The organism is Pantoea sp. B550 (genome assembly GCF_024158165.1).
Taxonomy (GTDB): domain Bacteria; phylum Pseudomonadota; class Gammaproteobacteria; order Enterobacterales; family Enterobacteriaceae; genus Pantoea; species Pantoea alfalfae.
The window spans coordinates 78478-100472 of record NZ_JAMYXI010000003.1 but is presented as its reverse complement, the minus strand read 5'-3'; the positions used below and the strand labels follow the sequence as shown (position 1 = coordinate 100472).

Annotated in this window: 17 protein-coding genes; 10 read left to right on the top strand and 7 right to left on the bottom strand. The window is 55.5% G+C overall.

Annotated features, from left to right (window positions below):
- Positions 1-389: 389 nt before the first annotated feature.
- Positions 390-3071: an aconitate hydratase AcnA gene (gene acnA, locus NIM72_RS03520; RefSeq protein WP_222925415.1), complete on the top strand. Its 2682-nt coding sequence runs from the start codon at positions 390-392 to the stop codon at positions 3069-3071.
- 31 nt (positions 3072-3102) lie between these two features.
- Here the strand turns inward: acnA and ribA are convergent, their stop codons facing one another.
- Positions 3103-3696, bottom strand: a complete 594-nt coding sequence (ribA, locus tag NIM72_RS03515) for a GTP cyclohydrolase II (RefSeq protein ID WP_161736302.1) — start codon at positions 3694-3696, stop codon at positions 3103-3105.
- Positions 3697-3923: 227 nt separating this feature from the next.
- Here ribA and pgpB point away from each other — a divergent pair, with 227 nt between their 5' ends.
- From pgpB to yciH, 5 genes are all read left to right on the top strand, one after another.
- On the top strand, positions 3924-4682 hold the full coding sequence (gene pgpB, locus NIM72_RS03510; protein WP_253418755.1) for a phosphatidylglycerophosphatase B: 759 nt from the start codon (positions 3924-3926) through the stop codon (positions 4680-4682).
- A gap of 134 nt (positions 4683-4816) precedes the next feature.
- Positions 4817-5125, top strand: coding sequence for a LapA family protein (locus NIM72_RS03505; protein ID WP_013358009.1), 309 nt, complete (start codon positions 4817-4819; stop codon positions 5123-5125).
- 6 nt (positions 5126-5131) lie between these two features.
- A complete protein-coding gene (gene lapB, locus NIM72_RS03500; protein WP_161736300.1) occupies positions 5132-6301 on the top strand; it encodes a lipopolysaccharide assembly protein LapB in 1170 nt (389 codons plus the stop codon).
- A 196-nt stretch (positions 6302-6497) separates the two neighbouring features.
- Entirely contained in the window at positions 6498-7217 is a 720-nt protein-coding gene (gene pyrF, locus NIM72_RS03495) for an orotidine-5'-phosphate decarboxylase (protein ID WP_253418753.1), read from the top strand.
- Entirely contained in the window at positions 7217-7540 is a 324-nt protein-coding gene (gene yciH, locus NIM72_RS03490) for a stress response translation initiation inhibitor YciH (protein WP_013358006.1), read from the top strand. The genes pyrF and yciH overlap by 1 nt, the downstream gene beginning before the upstream one ends.
- Positions 7541-7619: 79 nt before the next feature.
- Here the strand turns inward: yciH and osmB are convergent, their stop codons facing one another.
- Entirely contained in the window at positions 7620-7835 is a 216-nt protein-coding gene (gene osmB, locus NIM72_RS03485) for an osmotically-inducible lipoprotein OsmB (RefSeq protein ID WP_003853848.1), read from the bottom strand.
- Between the two features lie 348 nt (positions 7836-8183).
- Here osmB and araD point away from each other — a divergent pair, with 348 nt between their 5' ends.
- The 3 genes from araD to NIM72_RS03470 all read left to right on the top strand — a co-directional run bounded on the left by araD (position 8184) and on the right by NIM72_RS03470 (position 11085).
- On the top strand, positions 8184-8882 hold the full coding sequence (araD, locus tag NIM72_RS03480) for an L-ribulose-5-phosphate 4-epimerase (protein ID WP_222925418.1): 699 nt from the start codon (positions 8184-8186) through the stop codon (positions 8880-8882).
- Positions 8883-9089: 207 nt separating this feature from the next.
- The gene (kdgT, locus tag NIM72_RS03475) at positions 9090-10073 is read left to right on the top strand and encodes a 2-keto-3-deoxygluconate transporter (protein WP_161736298.1); all 984 of its coding nucleotides are present in this window, start codon (positions 9090-9092) and stop codon (positions 10071-10073) included.
- A gap of 145 nt (positions 10074-10218) precedes the next feature.
- On the top strand, positions 10219-11085 hold the full coding sequence (locus tag NIM72_RS03470) for a crotonase/enoyl-CoA hydratase family protein (protein WP_003853843.1): 867 nt from the start codon (positions 10219-10221) through the stop codon (positions 11083-11085).
- Positions 11086-11097: 12 nt separating this feature from the next.
- Here the strand turns inward: NIM72_RS03470 and pdeR are convergent, their stop codons facing one another.
- The 5 genes from pdeR to NIM72_RS03445 form a co-directional block, all read right to left on the bottom strand.
- The gene (pdeR, locus tag NIM72_RS03465; RefSeq protein WP_222925419.1) at positions 11098-13083 is read right to left on the bottom strand and encodes a cyclic di-GMP phosphodiesterase; all 1986 of its coding nucleotides are present in this window, start codon (positions 13081-13083) and stop codon (positions 11098-11100) included.
- A gap of 159 nt (positions 13084-13242) precedes the next feature.
- Complete coding sequence (locus NIM72_RS03460) at positions 13243-13533, bottom strand: YbdD/YjiX family protein (RefSeq protein WP_013358002.1); 291 nt, start codon at positions 13531-13533, stop codon at positions 13243-13245.
- Positions 13526-15595 (bottom strand): carbon starvation CstA family protein, encoded by a 2070-nt coding sequence (locus NIM72_RS03455; protein ID WP_253418750.1) that lies wholly within the window; start codon positions 15593-15595, stop codon positions 13526-13528. The genes NIM72_RS03460 and NIM72_RS03455 overlap by 8 nt, the downstream gene beginning before the upstream one ends.
- A gap of 200 nt (positions 15596-15795) precedes the next feature.
- Positions 15796-17730 carry an exoribonuclease II gene (locus NIM72_RS03450; RefSeq protein WP_161736295.1) on the bottom strand — a complete coding sequence of 645 codons (1935 nt, stop codon included), beginning with the start codon at positions 17728-17730 and terminating at the stop codon, positions 15796-15798.
- A 112-nt stretch (positions 17731-17842) separates the two neighbouring features.
- Complete coding sequence (locus tag NIM72_RS03445) at positions 17843-20146, bottom strand: FdhF/YdeP family oxidoreductase (RefSeq protein ID WP_253418747.1); 2304 nt, start codon at positions 20144-20146, stop codon at positions 17843-17845.
- Positions 20147-20407: 261 nt separating this feature from the next.
- On the opposite strand from NIM72_RS03445, the gene NIM72_RS03440 reads away from it, so the two are divergent.
- Positions 20408-21994 (top strand): PTS transporter subunit EIIC, encoded by a 1587-nt coding sequence (locus NIM72_RS03440; RefSeq protein WP_253418744.1) that lies wholly within the window; start codon positions 20408-20410, stop codon positions 21992-21994.
- Position 21995: the final 1 nt, after the last annotated feature.

Genomic DNA, 21995 nt, shown 5'->3' with positions numbered 1-21995 from the left:
GCTCTTTTATAACCGGAGTTTCCGGTGGGCTTTTAAATGCCCCTATCCACATCCAGTAAGACCAAAGGGTGTCGCCGATTGACAGGCGACCGCAAAAACTTTTACGCCCGATTCCGGTGAAGGAGTGAACCAAATGAATATTATTAAAATGTCCTGGCTTAGCGCGTATGCTTTCTCCTTTGCGTTCTGGTCTGCGGCGGTGTGGATAACACTGTAATTTGAACTAAATCACCTCTTTCTGATGCCTCGTGTTTTCACGGGGCATTTTCGTTTTCAGGCGATTGTAGCAATTTGTGTTGTAATCAAAACGTTAACGAATTTGTGGTCTATCTTTAACATAAACCTTTGTCTCACTAAGGTTTAAGACCATGAACGAAAAAGGAGGAGCTATGTCGTCTACCCTACGCGAGCAGAGTCAGGAAATACTGCAGGTCGACACCAATAACTATCACATCTTCAGTCTTCCCCGCGCTGCTCAACAACTGGGCAATATCGATAGCCTGCCCAAATCTCTCAAAGTTCTGCTGGAAAACTTACTGCGCTGGCAGGATGGCGACTCTGTCACCACTGAGGACATCCAGGCGCTGGTTGACTGGCAGAAAGATGCCCACGCCGACCGCGAAATCGCCTACCGGCCAGCCCGCGTATTAATGCAGGACTTTACCGGCGTGCCGGCGGTGGTCGACCTGGCGGCCATGCGCGAAGCCGTGAACCGTCTGGGCGGCGATGTAGCCAAAGTGAATCCGCTGTCGCCCGTCGATCTGGTTATCGACCACTCGGTCACTGTGGACCATTTTGGTGATGATGACGCTTTTGAAGAGAATGTCCGGCTGGAGATGGAGCGTAATCATGAGCGCTACGTTTTCCTTCGCTGGGGTCAGAAAGCGTTTGATAAATTCCGCGTTGTGCCGCCAGGAACCGGTATCTGTCATCAGGTGAACCTGGAATATCTCGGCAAGGCGATCTGGCATGAAACCCTTGATGGCGAAGAGTATGCCTGGCCCGATACGCTGGTCGGTACCGATTCTCATACCACCATGATCAACGCGCTTGGCGTGCTGGGATGGGGAGTCGGGGGCATCGAAGCGGAAGCAGCCATGCTGGGTCAGCCTGTCTCCATGCTGATCCCGGATGTCGTAGGTTTCAAACTTACCGGCAAACTGCGCGCAGGCATTACCGCAACTGACCTCGTTCTGACTGTCACTCAGATGCTGCGTAAGCATGGCGTTGTCGGTAAATTCGTTGAGTTTTACGGTGACGGCCTGGCCGACCTGCCGCTGGCAGATCGTGCGACCATTGCCAACATGGCCCCTGAGTATGGCGCAACCTGCGGATTCTTCCCGGTTGATGACGTCACGTTGAGCTACATGACGCTGACCGGACGCGATGCCGATCAGGTAGCTTTAGTGGAAGCGTATGCCAAAGCGCAGGGGCTGTGGCGCAATCCCGGCGATGAGCCGCGTTTCACCAGTACCCTGGCACTGGATATGAACGAGGTGGAGTCGAGCCTGGCAGGACCAAAACGTCCGCAGGATAGGGTGTCGCTGGGCGATGTGCCCGCTGCGTTTGATGCCAGCAACGAGCTGGAAGTGAATCAGGCGCAAAAACCGCATAAAAATGTTGAGTATACCGACAGCGGCACCGGCCTGACTCACACACTGACCGATGGCGCGGTGGTGATCAGTGCGATTACCTCCTGTACCAATACCTCTAACCCAAGCGTGCTGATGGCGGCCGGTTTACTGGCGAAGAAAGCGGTAGAGCGTGGTCTGAAACGTCAGCCGTGGGTTAAAGCCTCGCTGGCACCCGGTTCTAAAGTGGTTTCCGATTATCTGGCCGTCGCGCAGTTGACCTCGTACCTCGACGAGCTGGGCTTTAATCTGGTCGGCTATGGTTGCACCACTTGTATCGGTAACTCCGGCCCGCTGAAAGATGAGATTGAGACTGCGATCAAAGCGGGCGATCTCACAGTTGGTGCCGTTTTATCCGGCAACCGCAACTTTGAAGGTCGTATTCATCCGCTGATTAAAACCAACTGGCTGGCTTCGCCGCCGCTGGTGGTGGCTTACGCGCTGGCGGGTAACATGAAGATCAACCTGCAGACGGAGCCGCTTGGCCACGATCGCCAGGGCCAGCCGGTCTATCTGAAAGATATCTGGCCGTCACCGGAAGAGATCGCCACAGCCGTGCAGCAGGTCACCAGTGATATGTTCCATAAAGAGTACGCCGAAGTCTTCGATGGCACGCCAGAGTGGCAGGCGATCAGGGTCAGTGAAGCGGCAACATACGACTGGGATGAAGGCTCGACATACATCCGTCTGTCGCCGTTCTTTGATGATATGGAGAAAGAGCCTAAGCCGGTGCAGGATATTCGCGGTGCGCGGGTGCTCGCCTTGCTTGGCGATTCTGTCACTACGGACCATATCTCGCCAGCGGGCAGCATTAAAGCGGAAAGTCCCGCCGGACGCTATCTGCTGTCACACGGCGTTGAGCGCAACGATTTTAACTCCTATGGGTCGCGTCGTGGTAACCATGAGGTGATGATGCGCGGCACCTTTGCCAATATCCGTATCCGCAATGAGATGGTGCCAGGCGTAGAAGGTGGCTATACCCGACACTATCCGAGTGGCGAACAGCTGGCCATCTACGATGCAGCGATGAAATATCAGGCTGAAGGGGTGCCGCTGGCGGTCATTGCGGGTAAAGAGTATGGTTCTGGCTCCAGCCGCGACTGGGCCGCTAAAGGGCCGCGTCTGCAGGGGGTGAGGGTGGTCATTGCCGAATCGTTTGAGCGTATTCATCGCTCCAACCTGATTGGGATGGGCATTTTGCCACTGGAGTTTCCGCAGGGCGTGACGCGTAAAAGCCTGGGGCTGACGGGTGAAGAGCGGATTGATGTGGAAAACCTTCAGGCACTGACGCCAGGCTGCAGCGTGAAAGTCACGCTGACCCGTGCTGACGGCAGTAAGGAAGAGCTGGACACCCGCTGTCGCATTGATACCGGCAATGAGCTGACCTATTACCGCAATGATGGCATCCTGCACTACGTTATCCGCAATATGCTGGACTGATAAAAAAGCCGGGGAAACCCGGCTTTTTCATTTATGACTTCGGCAGCAGATGCCCCATCTTTTCCGCTTTCGTATCCAGATAGTGCGCATTCTTCGGATTTCGTCCTGCGACCAGCGGCACACGTTCAACAATGTTGATCCCGGCTTCGCTGAGGATCTCCACTTTGCGCGGATTATTGGTCAGCAGACGCACTTCATTCACGCCCAGCAGTTTAAACATATCTGCGCACAGGGTGAAGTCGCGCTCATCGGCGGCAAAGCCAAGCTGATGGTTCGCTTCTACGGTGTCATAACCTTTATCCTGCAACGCATAGGCGCGGATCTTATTCAGCAGACCAATGTTACGGCCTTCCTGGCGGTGATAGAGCAGCGCGCCGCGACCTTCTTCTGCGATGGCATTGAGCGCGGCTTCCAGCTGAAAACCACAGTCGCAACGCAGGCTGAAGAGTGCATCGCCGGTCAGGCATTCGGAGTGAACGCGCGCCAGTACCGGCTCGTTATCATTAATATCGCCAAAGACCAGTGCAACATGGTCATGTCCGGTTGCCAATTCTTCAAAACCAACCATCAGGAAATCTCCCCATGGCGTGGGCAGTTTGGCTTCTGCCACCCGTTTAAGCTGCATGTGACTCTCCAGAACCTTCAGAGGATGCACTATCATCATGATAGCGCACAGGCCAGTGTGGCCCGACAAACGTGCAATATTGTGCCACAACCCGGAAGCGGGCTGGTAATCTCTGAGACCAATTGCAGTGATAAAGCACAATTATCCAATCGGCAACGGTTATGTTATTCTTTTTTAAGCTAAAGTTATGCAAATGTTGTCATTTGACGCCAGGATAAGGGAAGAAGATGTTTAAGATTTCGCGTCGTACCACCTTCGGAATGCTGCTGCTGCTCATCATGCCGGTTGCCGTCTGGCTTACTGGCTGGCGCTGGCAGCCAGGTGAAAGCAATGCGCTGCTGAAAGGTCTCTTCTGGATGACGGAAACCGTCACCAATCCGTGGGGTATCGTCACCAGCGTGCTGCTGAGCGCCTGGATGCTCTGGTGCCTGCGCTTTCGCCTGAAGCCTGCCATATTGCTGCTGCTGATCATGAACGCCACTATTCTGGCGGGGCAATACACCAAATCTTTTATCAAAGAGCAGATTCAGGAGCCGCGTCCCTATGTGATCTGGCTGGAGCAGCATCACGGGCTGGATGAGAAGACTTTTTACGAGCTGAAACGTAAACAGCGTGGTGAAATGGTGACTTCACTGATTGCCGATGAGACACAGATTCCGGGCTGGCTGAAACGGCACTGGGCGTTTGAAACTGGCTTTGCTTTTCCGTCCGGGCATACCATGTTTGCCGCCAGCTGGGCACTGCTGGCACTGGGTCTGCTCTGGCCGCGTCGGCATTATAAAACCGTGGTGGTCATTTTTCTGTGGGCGACGGGCGTGATGGCAAGCCGTTTGCTGCTGGGCATGCATTGGCCACGCGATCTGGCGATGGCAACCGTGCTTTCCTGGTTGCTGGTCACCGTTGCGACATGGCTGGCACAGCGTTTCTGTGGCCCGCTGACGCTGCCGCCGGATGAGCAAAAAGAGGTGGCACAGCGGGAGCCCTGATTGTAATTCACCCTTAAGACCCCATATTATTAGTCGGGCCTGCGCAAAAGCGACTCGCCCGATGCTGCTGGGAGCAGCATTTTTGCCGGAGTTTTGGCATAATTCTACCCGATAACCTCACAACAGGATGCACTGTGAAATATTTGCTGATTTTTTTAGTGGTACTGGTCATTTTTATTATTTCCGTCACCTTAGGCGCGCATAACGACCAGGTCATTACTTTTAACTATCTGCTGGCGCAGGGTGAGTTCAGCATCTCGACCTTACTGGCATCACTGTTTGGCGCAGGTTTTGTGCTTGGCTGGGTCATCTGTGGGCTGTTCTGGTTGCGGACCCGTGTTTCACTGGCCAATGCCAATCGGAAAATTAAGCGTATGCAGACGCAAATTGAGCAGAGCACCGCCCTGGCGACCACGCCATCTTCTCCGGCTGGCCGGGAATAATCCTCAATGCATGAATTGCTGTTTCTGTTACTGCCGGTTGCGGCTGCCTATGGCTGGTATATGGGCCGCCGCAGCGCGCATCAGGATAAGCAACAGGAAGCCAACCGGCTGTCACGTGAATATGTGGCGGGCGTCAATTTCCTGCTCTCAAATCAGCAGGACAAAGCCGTTGACCTGTTCCTCGATATGCTAAAAGAGGACAGCGGCACGGTAGAGGCACATCTGACGCTGGGTAACCTGTTCCGATCGCGCGGAGAAGTCGACCGCGCTATCCGTATCCATCAGGCATTAATGGAAAGTGCTTCCCTGAGCTACGAGCAGCGTCTGCTAGCCATTCAACAACTCGGTCGCGACTATATGGCAGCGGGCTTATATGACCGCGCAGAAGATATGTTTAAGCAGCTCACCGATGAAACGGATTTTCGCATCGGCGCGCTGCAGCAGCTGTTGCTGATTCACCAGGCCACCAGTGACTGGCTACAGGCCATCGAGGTTGCAGAACGTCTGGTTAAGCTCGGCAAAGAGAAGCAGAAGGGCGAAATCGCCCACTTCTACTGCGAACTGGCGTTACAGGCGATGAGCAGCGACGATCTGGATCGTGCCATGGGCCTGCTGAAGAAAGGGGAGGCAGCCGATCGCAACAGTGCACGCATCTCTATCATGATGGGCCGTATTCTGATGGAAAAAGAAGATTTCGCCAGAGCGGTGGGTCATCTGCAGCGCGTGCTGGATCAGGATAAAGAGCTGGTGAGTGAAACGCTGAGCATGCTGGAAACCTGTTTCCAGCGGCTCAATCAGCCTGACGCCTGGGCAGACTTTCTGCAGCGCTGTGTGGAACAGAACACCGGCGCGGCAGCGGAACTTTATCTTTCTGACATCCTTGAGCAGCAGCAGGGCGCTGAAGCGGCACAAAACTATATCAGTCGTCAGCTTGAGCGCCATCCGACGATGCGTGTTTTCCATCGCCTGATGGATTTAAATCTGCGTGAAGCAGAAGATGGCCGGGCCAAAGAGAGTCTTATGGTGCTGCGCGACATGGTGGGTGAACAGATCCGCACCAAGCCGCGCTATCGCTGCCAGAAGTGTGGTTTTACCGCGCACGCACTTTACTGGCACTGCCCATCCTGCCGGACGTGGTCTTCAGTGAAGCCGATTCGTGGTCTCGACGGCCAGTAAAGTGGCCGTTATGACCGATTTAATTGCACCCATAATAGTTACAACATAATATATAAATACTCATCAACCAACTTTAGCAGTCGTGCACTTATTGCCAGGCAGAATGGCAATGGCGATTGTGATGGCCAGACACCGCGGGTAGAATGCTTGCCGTTTGTCAATCGCGCCTGCGGGTGCTTACTGCAGAGGAAATGCCATGCCTTCACCCCACAACGTGACCGCTTCGCCGATTCTGGTAGCGCTGGATTATCATGACCTTGACAGCGCATTGCGTTTCGTCGACCAGATCGATCCCCGCAGTTGCCGCCTGAAAGTGGGCAAAGAGATGTTTACGCTGTTTGGTCCCTCGCTGGTTAACACTCTGCAGCAGCGTGGTTTTGAGCTGTTCCTCGATCTTAAATTTCACGATATTCCCAATACCACCGCGCATGCCGTAGCTGCCGCTGCCGATCTTGGCGTCTGGATGGTCAACGTTCATGCCAGCGGCGGGGCGCGGATGATGAACGCGGCGCGTGAGGCGCTGCTTCCCTTTGGTAAAGATGCGCCGCTGTTGATTGCGGTGACCGTACTGACCAGCATGGATGCAGACGATCTCAGAGAGCTGGGCATTACGCTTTCCCCTGCCGAACAGGCAGAGCGACTGGCAAAACTGACCCAGTCGTGCGGACTGGATGGGGTGGTCTGTTCCGCACATGAAGCGGTCCGCTTCAAACAGGTGATGGGTAGGGAATTTGCGCTGGTCACGCCGGGGATTCGTCCGGCAGGCAGCGATGCCGGCGATCAGCGTCGTATCATGACACCGCAGCAGGCGAAGCAGGCGGACGTAGACTACATGGTTATCGGGCGTCCTATTACGCAATCCGCCGACCCCGCCGCCGCCCTGCAGGCGATTCTGGCCAGTCTGGAGACACAATAATGGCGAATGACAATCCACTGGTTTATTCAACCGACAGCGGGCGCATCACGCAGCCGGAGCCAAAAGCAGAGCGGCCAAAAGGGGATGGTGTTGTGCGGATCCAGCGTCAGACCAGCGGACGCAAAGGCAAAGGCGTCTGCCTGATCACCGGCATCGACCTGGATGATGCGGCTCTGACGCTGCTGGCGGCAGAACTGAAAAAGAAGTGTGGCTGTGGCGGTTCGGTAAAAGAGGGCGTTATTGAAATTCAGGGCGATAAACGCGACTTGCTGAAAACCCTGCTGGAAGCCAAAGGGATGAAGGTCAAACTGGCGGGCGGATGAATAAAAAAATCGGGCTACCAGAGTAGCCCGATTGTCATGCAGATGCTTAGCGTAGCCGATTATTCTTTTAATAAGGTCCTTAGTGGACCTGATGACCAATAATACCACCGACAGCGGCGCCGCCGACTGTGCCAAGTGCGCTACCATTGGTCAATACTGAACCCCCAATCGCACCCGCGCCCGCACCAATGGCGGTATTGCGGTCACGCTTAGACCAGTTAGAACAGCCGCTCAGTGCAACAGCTAACGTGGTCGCCAGTACAACGGCAGTGATTCGTTTCATTGTTGTTGTCATACACTTCTCCTTTGATGTGCTCACAGAGGCAACACTCTTAGTATAGCTCCGATATTTCCTCAGCCCGCTTGTGTCGCATCATTGCCGCGTCCGTGACGGCATCGAAATGTGATCACCATGGACAAACCGTTTGTAGCGGGTGAGGCACAATGCCGCACCGGACAGGTCCAGGCATTGCCTGAGAAGATTCTAAGCATTCTGGATAAATTCCGAAGATAGAAAATTCTGAAATCACGACACATTTTTGCATTCACAGCCATTCCTTCTGCGTTTATAGCCATTTGCTCCATAACCCTTTGGCGTCTGACTCCGCAAAATTCAGGGACGATTGTCAGCAGGAGAAAAGGCATGCTGGAACACCTTAAACAACAGGTTCTGGAAGCGAATCTGGATCTACCTAAATACAACCTGGTGACCTTCACCTGGGGCAATGTCAGCGCGGTTGATCGTGAACAGGGTTTGCTGGTGATTAAACCGTCTGGCGTAAGCTATGACGTGATGAAGCGCGACGACATGGTGGTCGTCGATCTGGCGAGTGGCGAGGTAGTGGAAGGGGATAAACGCCCTTCATCGGACACGGCGACACACCGTGCGCTCTATCTCGCCTGGCCAGAAGTCGGTGGTATTGTCCATACACATTCGCGGCATGCGACCATCTGGGCGCAGGCTGGACGACCGATTCCTGCCTGGGGAACCACCCACGCTGACGATTTCTATGGCGAGATCCCCTGTACCCGCGCAATGCGCAACGAAGAGATTCAGCACGAGTACGAGTGGAATACGGGGGAAGTGATTATCGAAACCTATGCGCAGCGCGGATTGTCACCTTCGGCAATTCCTGGGGTGCTGGTCAACTCGCACGGCCCGTTTGCCTGGGGCAAAGACGCCCATGCGGCCGTGCATAGCGCGGTAGTGCTGGAGGAGGTGGCCTATATGGGCCTGTTCAGCCGGCAGTTGACACCAGACCTGCCGCCGATTAACCAGACGCTGCTTGACCTGCACTATCTGCGAAAGCATGGCGAGAATGCCTGGTACGGGCAAAAATAACAGGCGGGACGCAATAGCGTCCCGCTTTTTATTAGTCTCTTTTGAGACTGGTATGGCGATCCCCGTCATAATTAACAAAACAACTTATCATTAAAAATAAAACAGCGTTTCATTTTATCGAGTCGATCACTGTTTTGATTACCTCAAGTCACTACTTTGCCTGCATCGCCTTCGGGCACCCTCTGGCATAGCAAAGGTGACATGTATATGCACATCAAACGGGCAATAGATAAAATTCCGGGCGGCATGATGCTCATTCCGCTGTTTATCGGCGCACTCTGCCATACGTTCTCACCTGGGGCCGGGAAATATTTCGGTTCTTTCACCAACGGTCTGATGACCGGCACCGTGCCCATTCTGGCCGTCTGGTTCTTCTGCATGGGGGCGTCGATAAAACTCAGCGCCACCGGAACGGTACTACGCAAATCCGGCACGCTGGTGCTCACCAAAATTGCCGTGGCATGGGTGGTGGCCGCAATCGCCTCACGAGTGATGCCGGAAAATGGCGTAGAAGTGGGGATGTTTGCCGGCTTATCGACGCTGGCGCTGGTCGCCGCGATGGATATGACCAATGGCGGTCTTTATGCCTCCATCATGCAACAGTACGGTTCTAAAGAGGAAGCCGGTGCCTTTGTGCTGATGTCGCTGGAGTCCGGGCCATTAATGACCATGGTGATTCTGGGCACCGCCGGTATCGCGTCATTCGAGCCGCACGTGTTTGTCGGCGCGGTCCTGCCGTTTGTGGTGGGGTTTGCATTAGGGAATCTTGATCCGGAGTTGCGCGACTTCTTCGGAAAAGCGGTACATACGCTGATTCCCTTCTTCGCTTTTGCACTGGGTAACACCATTAACCTGGGTGTCATTGCGGAAACCGGCCTGCTGGGCATCATGTTGGGCGTGGCAGTTATCATCATCACCGGCATCCCGCTTATTCTGGCCGATCGGCTGATTGGTGGGGGGGATGGCACGGCGGGCGTGGCCGCATCCAGTACGGCAGGCGCGGCGGTGGCTACACCGGTGCTGATTGCCGAAATGCTGCCGCAGTTTAAACCGGTTGCCCCGGCGGCCACGGCGCTGGTGGCCACTTCCGTGATTGTGACCTCTGTGCTGGTGCCCATCATCACCGCCATCTATTCAAAACGTCTTAAGCGTCTTCATGTTGCCGTCGGACAGCGTGCCGCTATTAAGTAACCCGCCTAATCAATCCCCGACGCGCCAGTCGGGGATCACTCTGGATTTTATTTTGTAAATCAATCTCTCATTTGGTCTGGCCTCACTCTGCATTACGCTGATGTGGCGTATTTAACGCATCAAAATATAAACAGAGGATGAGACAATGACAGTTATTAACCAAGCAACGTGCAGATTATTTACCGAAGTCGGCAATACCACGCAGTTAGTCGCCTATTACGAAGAAGGGCGTCGTACCATGTGGATGATGCTGCGTGCTCAGCCCCGTCCGAGCTTCAACCACGAACTGATTGAGGAGATCATGAATCTGAGCTATGCCGCTCAGCGCTCCGGTCTGCCAATTGATTTCTGGGTCACCGGCTCACTGGTGCCGCAGATGTTTAACGCCGGGGGCGATCTGCGTTTCTTCGTCGAGTGCATTCGCAATAACCGCCGTGAGGCGCTGCGAGCCTATGCCCGTGCCTGTGTGGATTGTATCCATTCGGCCGCACGCGGTTTCGATACCGGCGCGGTGACGCTGGCGATGATTGAAGGCAGTGCGCTGGGCGGCGGATTTGAAGCGGCGCTGGCGCATCACTTCATTCTGGCGCAGAACAACGCACGGATGGGCTTCCCGGAAATTGCCTTTAACCTGTTTCCTGGCATGGGCGGCTATTCGCTGGTGGCGCGTCGTTCCGGCATGAAACTGGCAGAGGAGTTAATCTGTGAAGGGGAGTCCCATAGCGCGGAGTGGTATGAGACGCGCGGACTGGTGGATAAAGTCTTCCAGCCTGGCGACAGCTATCGTGCCACACGCACCTTTATCGATACGTTACGGCCTAAGCTCAATGGCGTACGGGCAATGCTGAAAGCGCGTCAGCGCGTGCTGCAACTGTCACGCGCTGAGCTGATGGATATCACTGAGGATTGGGTTGATTATGCCTTTACTATCGAACCCAAAGACATTGCTTACATGGAACGCCTGGTACAGTTACAAAACCGCCACAGCGCATCACTGCGTAAAGCGGGTTAATCTTAACCAGCGTTAAACGCGGGCAGGATGCTTAGCCAGCCAATGCCCAAATTGTTCCGCGGGCATTGGTTTTGCGTAATAGTAACCCTGACGCCCATCGACACCACTTTTGAGGACAAACTTCTCTTCATCCGGGTTCTCAATACCCTCAGCGATTACCTGCAAATCGAGCGCCTTGGCAACGGCGACAATAGCGCGCACCAGCGACTGTGAAACCGGCTGCTTGTTAATGTCGCGGATAAAGCTCTGGTCGAGTTTGATGGCATTGATTGGCACGCGTGCCAGCTGAGAAAGCGAGGAGTAACCGGTGCCAAAGTCATCCAGGTGCACCTGTGCGCCCAGTTCCTGAAACTGCTTCATCAGCTTCAGCGCTTCAGTTTCATTCTCAATCAGGCAGCTTTCGGTTAGCTCAATATCGATGGGGCAGTCGGTGATATGAGCTTCGTGCAGCGCCTGTTTCAGGTCAGTGTAGATGCTCTGATCAATCAGCTGACGGGCCGAAACGTTGACGGCGACGCGCAGAAAAATGCCCTGCTCACGCCAGGCGATAATCTGCTTCAGCACGTTGAGCATGACCCAGCGTCCCAGCGGCACAATCAGCCCTGACTCTTCAGCATAGGGAATAAAGTCAGCAGGCGAGACCAGACCACGCTCTGGTGAGTTCCAGCGCACCAGTGCTTCGGCGCTGCGGACCTGGCCATCGCTGTCGATTTTTGGCTGGTAGTGCACCAGCAGATGATCCAGTTCCAGCGCCTTGCGCAGGTTAGTATCCAGCCACAGATACTCAAAGACCCGCTGGTTCATCTCAGCCGCAAACACGCAGAACTTGCCGCGCCCATTCTCTTTGGCGTGATACATCGCGGTGTCCGCGTTGCGAATCAGGCTCTCGCGATCGTCGCCATGCAGCGGCGCGAAAGCGATGCCAATAGAACAACCGCTGTAAACTTCGATTAGCCCGATACGGAACGGCTGACGCAGCCGCTCAAGAATGCGGGAAGACATCGCTTCCAGTGCCGCCTGGCTGGTGTGCTCAGCCAGCACCACAAATTCGTCGCCACCCAGACGGCCCAGAGTCTGGTCTTTACCCAGACAGCTGAGGATGGCCAGTGATACTGCCTGCAGTAACTGATCGCCGAACATATGACCGTAGGCGTCGTTCACTTTCTTAAAATTATCGAGATCGAGATAGACCACGCCGGTCTCATCACCTTCAGAACGCTCCAGCGCCAGGCTAATCTGTTGATGAATGGCGTTGCGATTGGGTAAACCGGTCACCGTATCGGTGTTTGCCAGTACCCGCAGACGTTCCTGGGCGCGTCGTTCCTCAGTGATGTCTGTGCCAGAACAGATGAGGAAAATTTCATTTTTTCCACTGCCGCTGTGAACAAACTTATTACGAAACAGAAACAGTCGCTGACCTTTTTTGGTTTTAACCCAACGCTCAACCTCATAAGAGTTGCCGTCACGGAAGAAGCCCGCAATGTTGCGTCGTGACTGTGAGGCTTCCTGTTTGGTCATAAAAAGCTGAAAGACGTTACGGCCAATAACCTCGTGCTCATTCAGGCCGGTATATTCTTCACTCAGGCGGTTAAAACGCTGAATATTGCCGCGCTGATCGAGGATGACAATCACCGAATTAGCTTCAGAAACCACCTGTTCAGCGAATGAAAGCCCGAGAGTTAAATCGCGGGCAACCGCAGACGTATCACCCCAGGCAGAGGCGGTGCCAGCCCATGAAGCCTGATTCACTTTACGTCCGACAAAATGCATCGGCACGTCAATGCCCTGTAGGGTCATAGTCAGATTGATGCTTGAGGTGATGACCGGCATCGCGCGGATCATGGCGGCCTGACCGGGGGTCAGCGGCAGGGCAATATTGGTTTGTGATGACTCATCTTCGGCAAAATGCAACGCATCGCTGTCCGCGGTCAGACGCCAATGAGGGCTGGTTGTACCAAAAAGAGTGTACAACAACGTTTGCCCGTGTTCATCGGTCATGGAAACTTCCTCCGGGAAGTGCTATGCAGGCGTTATCTCATTATTTTAGCAACAGTATTCATCATCTGACGCCAGCACAAGATGCAAACCAAATATATTTTCCCATCCAGATAAGAATGGCACAAAAAAGCCCCGACGACGCGGGGCTGTAGCGTGCGGTCAGCAGGGACATTTACCCAGTTTACCCGCCTGGCTGGGGAAGCGGGCATCCAGGCAGTAGCGGTGGAAATCACGCTCATTCATCGGCGGCTGGTCGGGATGATGCAGACGCATATGCTGCAGATATTTTTGATAATCCTGGACCCCGACCATTAAGCGGAAGCACTGTTGCAGACCGCGCCAGAATCCCCGCCAGCTGAGTGCCTGCGGCATCGGCGAAGCCGTCAGGTGGCAGCGAATAATCTGCCACTCACCCTGTGGACGATGGCCCTGATGAATGGCATCAGACATGACGTACCACCTTATTACGCAGCGCCGCAGGCGTCTCGCTGGTGGTCGGCACCGCACTGTTCAGCGCACGACGAATCACAAAGAACGCGGCGACCAGCATCGTGACCGCCACCAGCATAAAGAAAGCGCACAGCGCCGCATTGATCTGATTGCTGAACACAATGGTCTGCATATCCGCCACGCTTTTTGCTGGCGCAATGATCACCCCTTCATCCAGCCCTTTGCGGAACTTACTCGCCTGGGCCAGGAAGCCAATGGAGGGTTTTTCATGGAAAATTTTCTGCCAGCCCGCGGTCATCGAAGTGATAAACAGCCAGACGGTGGGCAGAATAGTCACCCAGGCGTAGCGCTGCTTTTTCATTTTAAACAGCACCACGGTGCCGAGAATCAATGCCATCGACGCCAGCATCTGGTTGCCGATGCCGAACAGTGGCCACAGGGTGTTAATGCCGCCCAGTGGATCGACCACGCCCTGATAGACAAAGAAGCCCCAGCCCGCGACTGCGACGGTGGTACCCGCCATATTCCCCAGCCAGGATCGGTTGTTCGCCAGAGAAGGCACCACGGTTCCCACCAGATCCTGCACCATAAAACGGCAGGCGCGGGTACCCGCATCCACGGCGGTCAGGATGAACAGCGCTTCGAACAGAATGGCAAAGTGATACCAGAAGGCCATCATCGCCCGGCTGTTAAAGATCTCGGTAATGATGTGGGCCATGCCGACCGCGAAAGTAGGCGCGCCGCCTGCGCGGGAGAGAATCGAGCCTTCACCCACGTCCCGCGCAATCCCGCTCAGCATTTCAGGCGTCACGACAAAGCCCCAGCCATTGATCACCTGTGAAGCGCTTTCAACGGTGGTGCCAATCAGTGCAGCGGGTGAGTTCATGGCAAAGTAGACGCCCGGATCCAGCACCGAGGCACAAATCAGCGCCATGATCGCCACAAATGACTCCATCAGCATCGCACCATAGCCAATAAAGCGGATATGACTTTCCCGCTCTACCAGCTTCGGCGTTGTGCCGCTGGAGACCAGTGCATGGAAGCCGGAGATCGCACCGCAGGCAATGGTAATAAACAGGAACGGGAACATCGCACCGGAGAAGACCGGGCCGGTGCCGTCGATAAATTTGGTCACCGCTGGCATTTTCATCTCAGGCATGGCAAAAACGATGCCCACTGCCAGCCCGACAATCACGCCGATTTTAAGAAAGGTCGAAAGGTAGTCGCGGGGTGCCAGCAGCAGCCAGACCGGCAGCACAGAAGCAATAAAGCCGTAAATCACCAGTACCCAGGTCAGTGAGGTGCCTTTCAGGGTAAAGAAGGGCCCCCAGTAAGGATGCTGTGCGACGTCGCCGCCATAAATAATCGCCGCCATCATCAGCACAAAGCCAATCAGTGACACTTCGGCGATTTTACCGGGCCGGATAAAGCGCATGTAGACGCCCATAAACAGCGCAATGGGAATGGTGGCTGCAATGGTAAACAGGCCCCATGGGCTGTTCGCTAGCGCCTTCACGACAACCAGCGCCAGCGCCGACAGGATAATGATCATCACACCCAGCGCGCCGAGCATCGTCACCACACCGGCAAACGCACCCAGCTCCTGCCGCGCCATCTCGCCCAGCGAGCGGCCATCACGGCGGGTTGAGATAAACAGGATCAGGAAATCCTGAACCGCGCCCGCCAGCATGACTCCAACCAGAATCCAGATGGTTCCCGGCAGAAATCCCATCTGCGCCGCCAGAATCGGGCCGACCAGCGGACCGGCACCGGCAATAGCCGCAAAGTGATGACCAAACAGCACCCATTTATTGGTCGGGACATAATCGAGTCCGTCGCTCAGCCGCTCGGCGGGGGTCATCCGGCGATCGTCCAGTTCGAAGATATTGCGGGCGATAAACAGGCTGTAGAAGCGATAAGCGATGCTGTAACAGGCGACAGCGGCTATCACCAGCCAGACTGCGTTGACGTGTTCGCCGCGGCTGAGGGCCAGCATGGCGAAAGCGCCCGCGCCGATTAACGCCACTACTAACCAGAACACACTGGTTTTGACGTTTTTCATGACTAACTCCTTGTAGGGACCGAGAGGAAAGCGATCGAAAACAACGAGTTAAACTTAATGTAATGGAATGTAAGTGAAAGTTAATCAGTGGAGAAGTGTGAAGCGGGGTACAAATTTAACGTTTTTGCAACGCAGGTAGGGTAGAAACAGGCGGGATAACCAGGTTATCCCGCCAGATTTATCGCTTAAACACACCGTGTTCAGACGGCGGGACGGGCCACAACGCTGCGGGTTTCCATACGGACTTCGGCGATGGTGACATCAATGACGTCAGTGACGCGGTAAACCACTTCACCTTTGATCTGTACGCTGCCATTTTCCTGGCTGAGGACCAGCTCATCACGCACTGCATGAATGAACGGTGCCGGGATAAAGGCGACGGCGCCAAACTCGACCAGGCGAACGCGCATACCGCCACGCGAAACATCAATAATCTCAGCGCTGAAGCGACGGTCAGTGGCCGCAAACGGGGCCAGATAACGGGCGTAGAGCCAGTCGCCAACATCACGTTCCGCCATCCGGTTCAGGCGGCGGCGCTCACTCATCGTCACCGTTACTGCATCATCCGGGCGGGCAATAGTCTCACCGCGAATAATCGCCTTCAGCAGACGATGGTTGATCATGTCGCCGAACTTACGAATCGGTGAGGTCCAGGTGGCGTATGCCTCCAGACCCAGGCCAAAGTGGGGGCCAGGCTCAGTGCTGATCTCCGCGAAGGTCTGGAAACGACGGATGCGGCTGTCGAGGAACTGGGTCGGCTGGGCATCAAGCTCACGACGCAGCACGCGGAAACCATCCAGCGTGGTGATCGCCTGTGCATCCACGGAAATACCGTGATTGGCCAGCACGGCGGCAGCCTGCTCAGCATTGGTGGCGTCGAAACCGGCATGGACGTTGTAGATACCAAAGCCGAGACGGTCACGCAGCACTTTCGCCGCACAGACGTTTGCCAGAATCATGGACTCTTCAACGATGCGGTTAGCGATGCGGCGAGGTTCAGCCACGATCTCCAGCACTTCGCCTTTTTCACCCAGCAGGAAGCGGTAATCCGGGCGATCTTTAAACACCAGCGCGTGGGTCTGGCGCCACTCGCTGCGCGCCAGGCAGAGACGGTGCAGCAGACGAATCTGTTCCGCAATTGCCTCACTCTCCGGCTGCCAGGTGCCGCTGTTTTCCAGCCAGTCAGAGACGTCGTCGTAGGCCAGTTTGGCTTTGGACTCAATCCAGGCAGCAAAGAACTCAACGTCATCACTTAAGGTGCCATCGGCGGCCACCGTGACGCGGCAGGCCAGCGCCGGACGGCGCACATTCGGACGCAGCGAGCAGACATCATCAGAGAGTTCGCGCGGCAGCATCGGGATGTTAAAGCCCGGCAGGTAGTTGGTGAACGCACGCTGTGCCGCCAGCTTATCGAGCTGACTGCCTTCCGCCACATAGGCAGTCGGATCGGCGATGGCGATGGTCAGACGCAGCGTGCCATCATCGTGCGCTTCCACATAGAGCGCATCATCCATATCCTGGGTGCTGGCGCTGTCGATGGTGACGAAATCCAGCGCGGTCAGATCTTCACGCGTCAGATTTTCATCCATCATCTCGCCAAAGCTGACATCGGGCGCTTCACGCTCAAGGTTATGACGCGACAGCGTCACCCACCACGGCGCCAGATGGTCATCGGCTTTGACAATAAAATCGGTAAGTTCGGCATAAAAGCCGCGATCGCCCTTGAGTGGATGGCGACGCATTTCCGCCACAGCCCAGTCGCCATTTTCAAATGCATGGCTGACATCGCGTGCAGGGCGACACTGAATGGCATCTTTCAGCAGGGGATGATCCGGCACAATCGACAGGCGATCGTCTTTCTTCTGCACCCGGCCAACAAAGCGGCTCAGGAACGGTTCAATCAGGGTTTCCGGCTCAGCGCTTTCGCGATCTTTATCACTGTGGATCACGGCGGTGATACGATCGCCATGCATCACTTTCTTCATCTGCGGTGGCGGGATGAAGTAACTTTTTTGCGCATCGACTTCCAGAAAGCCGAAGCCTTTTTCGGTGCCTTTAACGACGCCTTCAGCACGAGGCGTTTGCGAATGGAGCTTCTCTTTCAGCTGCGCGAGCAGCGGGTTATCCTGGAACATAATTTTTACGTTTCGTTGGCTGATTGCGGCTGACAGTTTTACGCGAATCGACGCCGCGCGGCAAGGCAAAAAGCCGGACGAACCGGCTTTTCAGGGAGTGGCGAAGGCGCTATCAGGCGATGCGCTGATCGGCCAGTGCCTCAGAGCGTTCCAGCTTTACCGGCACCGATTTAGAGGTCGGTGTACCGCTGTCATCGCCAAAGCTGTTCAGCGGCACCAACGGGTTGGTTTCGGGGTAATAAGCCGCCAGGTTACCGCGCGGAATATTGTAGGGAACCAGTTTGAAGCCGCTGACACGACGGGTGATGCCATCATTCCACAGCGTTTCGATATCAACATTCTGGCCTTCGGTGAAGCCCAGATCTGCCATATCGTCCGGGTTGATGAACACCACTTCACGCTGACCAAACACGCCACGGTAACGATCATCAAGACCGTAAATAGTGGTGTTGTACTGGTCATGGGAACGCAGCGTCTGCAGCGTGAACGGCACATCCTGATCCAGCGTCGGGAACAGCGAGGTCGGCAGCGCCGAGGCGTTGAACTCCGCTTTCTGGCTTGGCGTATTAAAGCGCAATTCCGCTGCTGCATTGCCCAGATAGAAACCACCCGGGATATCGCATTTGGCGTTGAAGTCGGCAAAGCCCGGAATCGTCGCGGCAATGTGCTCACGGATCAGGTTGTAATCACCCGCCAGCTCGCGCCATTTCACTTTCTCATCGCCCAGCACCGCCTGGGCGATACCCGCAACAATCGAGGTTTCTGAACGCTGCGTTTCCGCCAGCGGAATACCGATCCCTTCAGAGGCGTGAACCATGCTGAAGGAGTCTTCCACGGTAATGAACTGATTGCCGGTTGCCTGGGTATCGCGCTCGGTGCGACCCAGCGTTGGCAGAATCAGCCCTTCGTGACCCGGCACCAGATGGCTGCGGTTCAGTTTGGTGCTGATATGCACGGTCAGACCACAGCGTGACAGCGCCTCTTCGGTGCGTGGTGAATCCGGCGCAGCCGCAGCCAGGTTGCCACCCAGCGCGATCAGCACTTTGACTTCATCACGCAGCATCGCGTTCAGCGCTTCAACGGTGTTGTGGCCTGGCGCACGCGGTGGCTCGAAACCAAAATGATTACCCAGCGCATCCAGGAAGGCTTTGGCCGGTTTCTCATCGATACCCATGGTGCGGTTGCCCTGCACATTACTGTGACCACGAACCGGGCAGAGGCCTGCGCCTTTTTTGCCCAGCTGGCCAAACAGCAGTTGCAGGTTGGTGATTTCGCGCACCGTGTCGACCGAGTGCTTATGCTGGGTAATGCCCATCGCCCAGGTACAGATCACGCGGTCAGCGCTCTGATAGATGGCAGCCGCTTCACGGATTTGCGCCTGAGTCAGACCAGACTGCGCCACAATCTGCATCCAGCTGGTGTTATCCACCGCGTCGAGATAGGCCTCAATGCCGTTGGTTTTGGCATTGATAAAGGTCTGATCAAACAGGCCACTTTCACCGGCGGCCAGACGCGCACGATGGGTCTCCAGCAGGGATTTCACCATGCCGCGTACCGCCGCCATATCACCGCCAAGGTTTGGCTGGTAATAGGAGGAGCTGATGTTGCCGGCTTTCGAGGTCACCACTTCCAGCGGTTTCTGCGGATCGGCAAAACGTTCCAGACCGCGCTCGCGCAGGGTATTAAACGTGACGATCTTCGCGCCGTGATCGGCAGCGTGACGCAGGCTGTGCAGCATACGCGGATGGTTGGTGCCAGGGTTCTGCCCGAAGACAAAAATGGCATCAGCGTGGTCGAAATCATCCAGGCGAATGGTGCCTTTGCCGACGCCAATGCTGCGCTTCAGACCAGTGCCGCTGGCTTCGTGGCACATGTTGGAGCAGTCAGGGAAGTTATTGGTGCCCATCAGGCGGCCAAACAGCTGATAAAGCCAGGAGGCTTCATTGCTGGCGCGACCAGAGGTGTAAAGCTCCATCTGGTCCGGATGGTCCATCGCCTTAATGTGCGCTGCTATCAGTGCAAAGGCATCATCCCAGCTGATCGGCTCGTAGTGGTCGGTTTCCGCGTTGTAGCGCAGTGGATGGGTCAGACGCCCCTGATACTCCAGGAAGTAGTCACTCTGGGTATAAAGCGTTGTCACGCTGTGCTTCGCGAAAAAATCGCTGTCGACCATGCGGCGTGTCGCTTCCCAGGTCACCGCTTTGGCGCCGTTTTCGCAGAAGCTGAAGGTACTTTTATTGTCATCACCCCAGGCGCAGCCCGGACAGTCAAAACCGCGTGCTTTGTTCATGCGCATCAGGTTGCGCATATTTTTCAGGGCCGCTTTGCTGTCAAGAACGAAACGTGTAGTGGCTTCCAGTGAACCCCAGCCGCCCGCAGCCGCGCGGTAGGGTTTGATTTGGCGTTTAAATTTCATATTGAGTGCAGGCTTTTTATAGTAGGAATTATTGTTTGGTGTTTGTTATCAGGTTATAGCCTGATGGTGAAACAAAGTCTGCAGATATCCTCATACCTTGTCTAATTGATTGACTTAATGGTGCGATAGCTGGCGTTTATCGTGCATCGGCCAGATTTGTGATGGTGGTCAGATTTTACTCGCCTTTAACTGGCTGATAACGGGAGTTCTCACCACAACGCGCTAATACTTGCTGTTCACTCTCAGAGAGGGCACAAATCTATGAAACAGCTGACCAGCCAGATTCATGCGTTCGGCAAAGCGTTGATGATGCCAATCTCGGTCATCGCTGCCGCCGGTATTTTCCTCGGGCTGGCGGCAGCGATGCAGAACCCGGCGGTGACCGGCGAGGCCTTTGCGCAGATGCAGGTGCCGCAGTTAATCATTGGGTTTATCCGCAAAGTCGCCGGGGCGCTGTTTGCTAACCTGCCAGTCTTCTTTGCAGTAGCGAGTGCCATCGGACTGGCGAAAGCGGAAAAACCTACCGCTGCCTTTGCCGCGGTGATTGGCTATATCGTGATGAACGTCGGTATCAGCGCGACGCTGGCGGCCAAAGGGATCACCGCCGCCACCACCACACCGGCAGCACTGCAGCAGGCGGGGATGGATCAGACCACCGCCATGATGACCTCAGCGGAATATATCAACATGCTGGGCGTCTTTACCTACAACATGAGCGTGCTGGGCGGGGTGATTGCCGGTCTGATCACGGTGGTACTGCATAATCGCTTCTATACCCAGCAATTGCCCACGGCGATCAGCTTCTTTGGCGGACGGCGTTTTGTGCCGATCGTTACCGTGGTCTGTCTGCCGCTGGTTGGGGTACTACTGGCCCTGATCTGGCCGACTATTGGTGACGGTATCGCCTGGATAGGTCAGATGATTGGCAAAAGCGGGCAGTACGGCGCATTTTTGCTGGGTGCCTTTGAGCGCATCCTGATCCCCACCGGTCTGCATCACATCCTGAATGAAACCGTGCGCTTTACGCCGATTGGCGGCATGGCGGTGGTCGATGGTCAGACCGTTGTCGGCGCGCTCAACATCTTTAATGCCTCGCTGACTCATCCGGGTTCTATCCCCGATGAGACGCTGCGCACCGCCACGCAGTTTCTGGCACAGGGCAAGATTCCGGTGATGATGTTTGGTCTGCCCGCTGCGGCGCTGGCGATCTACCACACCGCGCGGCCCGAACATAAACAGCGTGTCAAAGCACTGGTGATGGCGGGCGCACTGACCTCATTTACCACCGGGATTACCGAGCCGCTGGAGTTCTGCTTTATCTTTGTCTCGCCGGTGCTCTACCTGCTGCATGCTTTCCTGACCGGCCTGTCGTTTATGCTGATGTCGATGCTGCATCTGATGATCGGCAATGTGCAGGGTGGTGTCATCGATCTGGTGGTGTTTGGCATGCTGGGCGGCGCGAAAACCCACTGGTGGTGGACGCTGGCGCTGGGGGTCATCTACGCGCCGATCTACTACTACGCATTCCGGCTGGTGATCACCCGGATGCATGTCGAGACGCCGGGCCGCGAGTCGGAGGAAGAGAAACCGCAGCAGGTCGCTGCGGATGAGCGGACACAGGTGATCATCAGCGGGCTGGGCGGGCAGGCCAATATTGAAGATGTCGATTGCTGCTTTACCCGTTTGCGGGTAAGGGTCAAAGAGATGAATCAGGTGGTCGATCAGACATTGATGAGCACCGGTGCTAACGGGGTAAATCGCGTCAGCGAGCATGACATTCAGGTGATCTACGGCCCGCAGGTTGAGAAGATCGCTAACGAAGTGAAAATGGCGCTGGGCGTCGCGTAAC

Bases quoted from the DNA above. Each gene is read 5' to 3' on its own strand.
- yciH (WP_013358006.1), top strand. From the start codon at position 7,217: ATGGCGAATGACAATCCACTGGTTTATTCAACCGACAGCGGGCGCATC.
- NIM72_RS03460 (WP_013358002.1), bottom strand. From the start codon at position 13,533: ATGTCTGATGCCATTCATCAGGGCCATCGTCCACAGGGTGAGTGGCAG.
- osmB (WP_003853848.1), bottom strand. From the start codon at position 7,835: ATGACAACAACAATGAAACGAATCACTGCCGTTGTACTGGCGACCACG.
- NIM72_RS03450 (WP_161736295.1), bottom strand. From the start codon at position 17,730: ATGTTCCAGGATAACCCGCTGCTCGCGCAGCTGAAAGAGAAGCTCCAT.
- NIM72_RS03445 (WP_253418747.1), bottom strand. From the start codon at position 20,146: ATGAAATTTAAACGCCAAATCAAACCCTACCGCGCGGCTGCGGGCGGC.
- araD (WP_222925418.1), top strand. From the start codon at position 8,184: ATGCTGGAACACCTTAAACAACAGGTTCTGGAAGCGAATCTGGATCTA.
- kdgT (WP_161736298.1), top strand. From the start codon at position 9,090: ATGCACATCAAACGGGCAATAGATAAAATTCCGGGCGGCATGATGCTC.
- acnA (WP_222925415.1), top strand. From the start codon at position 390: ATGTCGTCTACCCTACGCGAGCAGAGTCAGGAAATACTGCAGGTCGAC.
- lapB (WP_161736300.1), top strand. From the start codon at position 5,132: ATGCATGAATTGCTGTTTCTGTTACTGCCGGTTGCGGCTGCCTATGGC.
- NIM72_RS03470 (WP_003853843.1), top strand. From the start codon at position 10,219: ATGACAGTTATTAACCAAGCAACGTGCAGATTATTTACCGAAGTCGGC.
- ribA (WP_161736302.1), bottom strand. From the start codon at position 3,696: ATGCAGCTTAAACGGGTGGCAGAAGCCAAACTGCCCACGCCATGGGGA.
- pyrF (WP_253418753.1), top strand. From the start codon at position 6,498: ATGCCTTCACCCCACAACGTGACCGCTTCGCCGATTCTGGTAGCGCTG.
- pdeR (WP_222925419.1), bottom strand. From the start codon at position 13,083: ATGACCGATGAACACGGGCAAACGTTGTTGTACACTCTTTTTGGTACA.
- NIM72_RS03440 (WP_253418744.1), top strand. From the start codon at position 20,408: ATGAAACAGCTGACCAGCCAGATTCATGCGTTCGGCAAAGCGTTGATG.
- pgpB (WP_253418755.1), top strand. From the start codon at position 3,924: ATGTTTAAGATTTCGCGTCGTACCACCTTCGGAATGCTGCTGCTGCTC.
- NIM72_RS03455 (WP_253418750.1), bottom strand. From the start codon at position 15,595: ATGAAAAACGTCAAAACCAGTGTGTTCTGGTTAGTAGTGGCGTTAATC.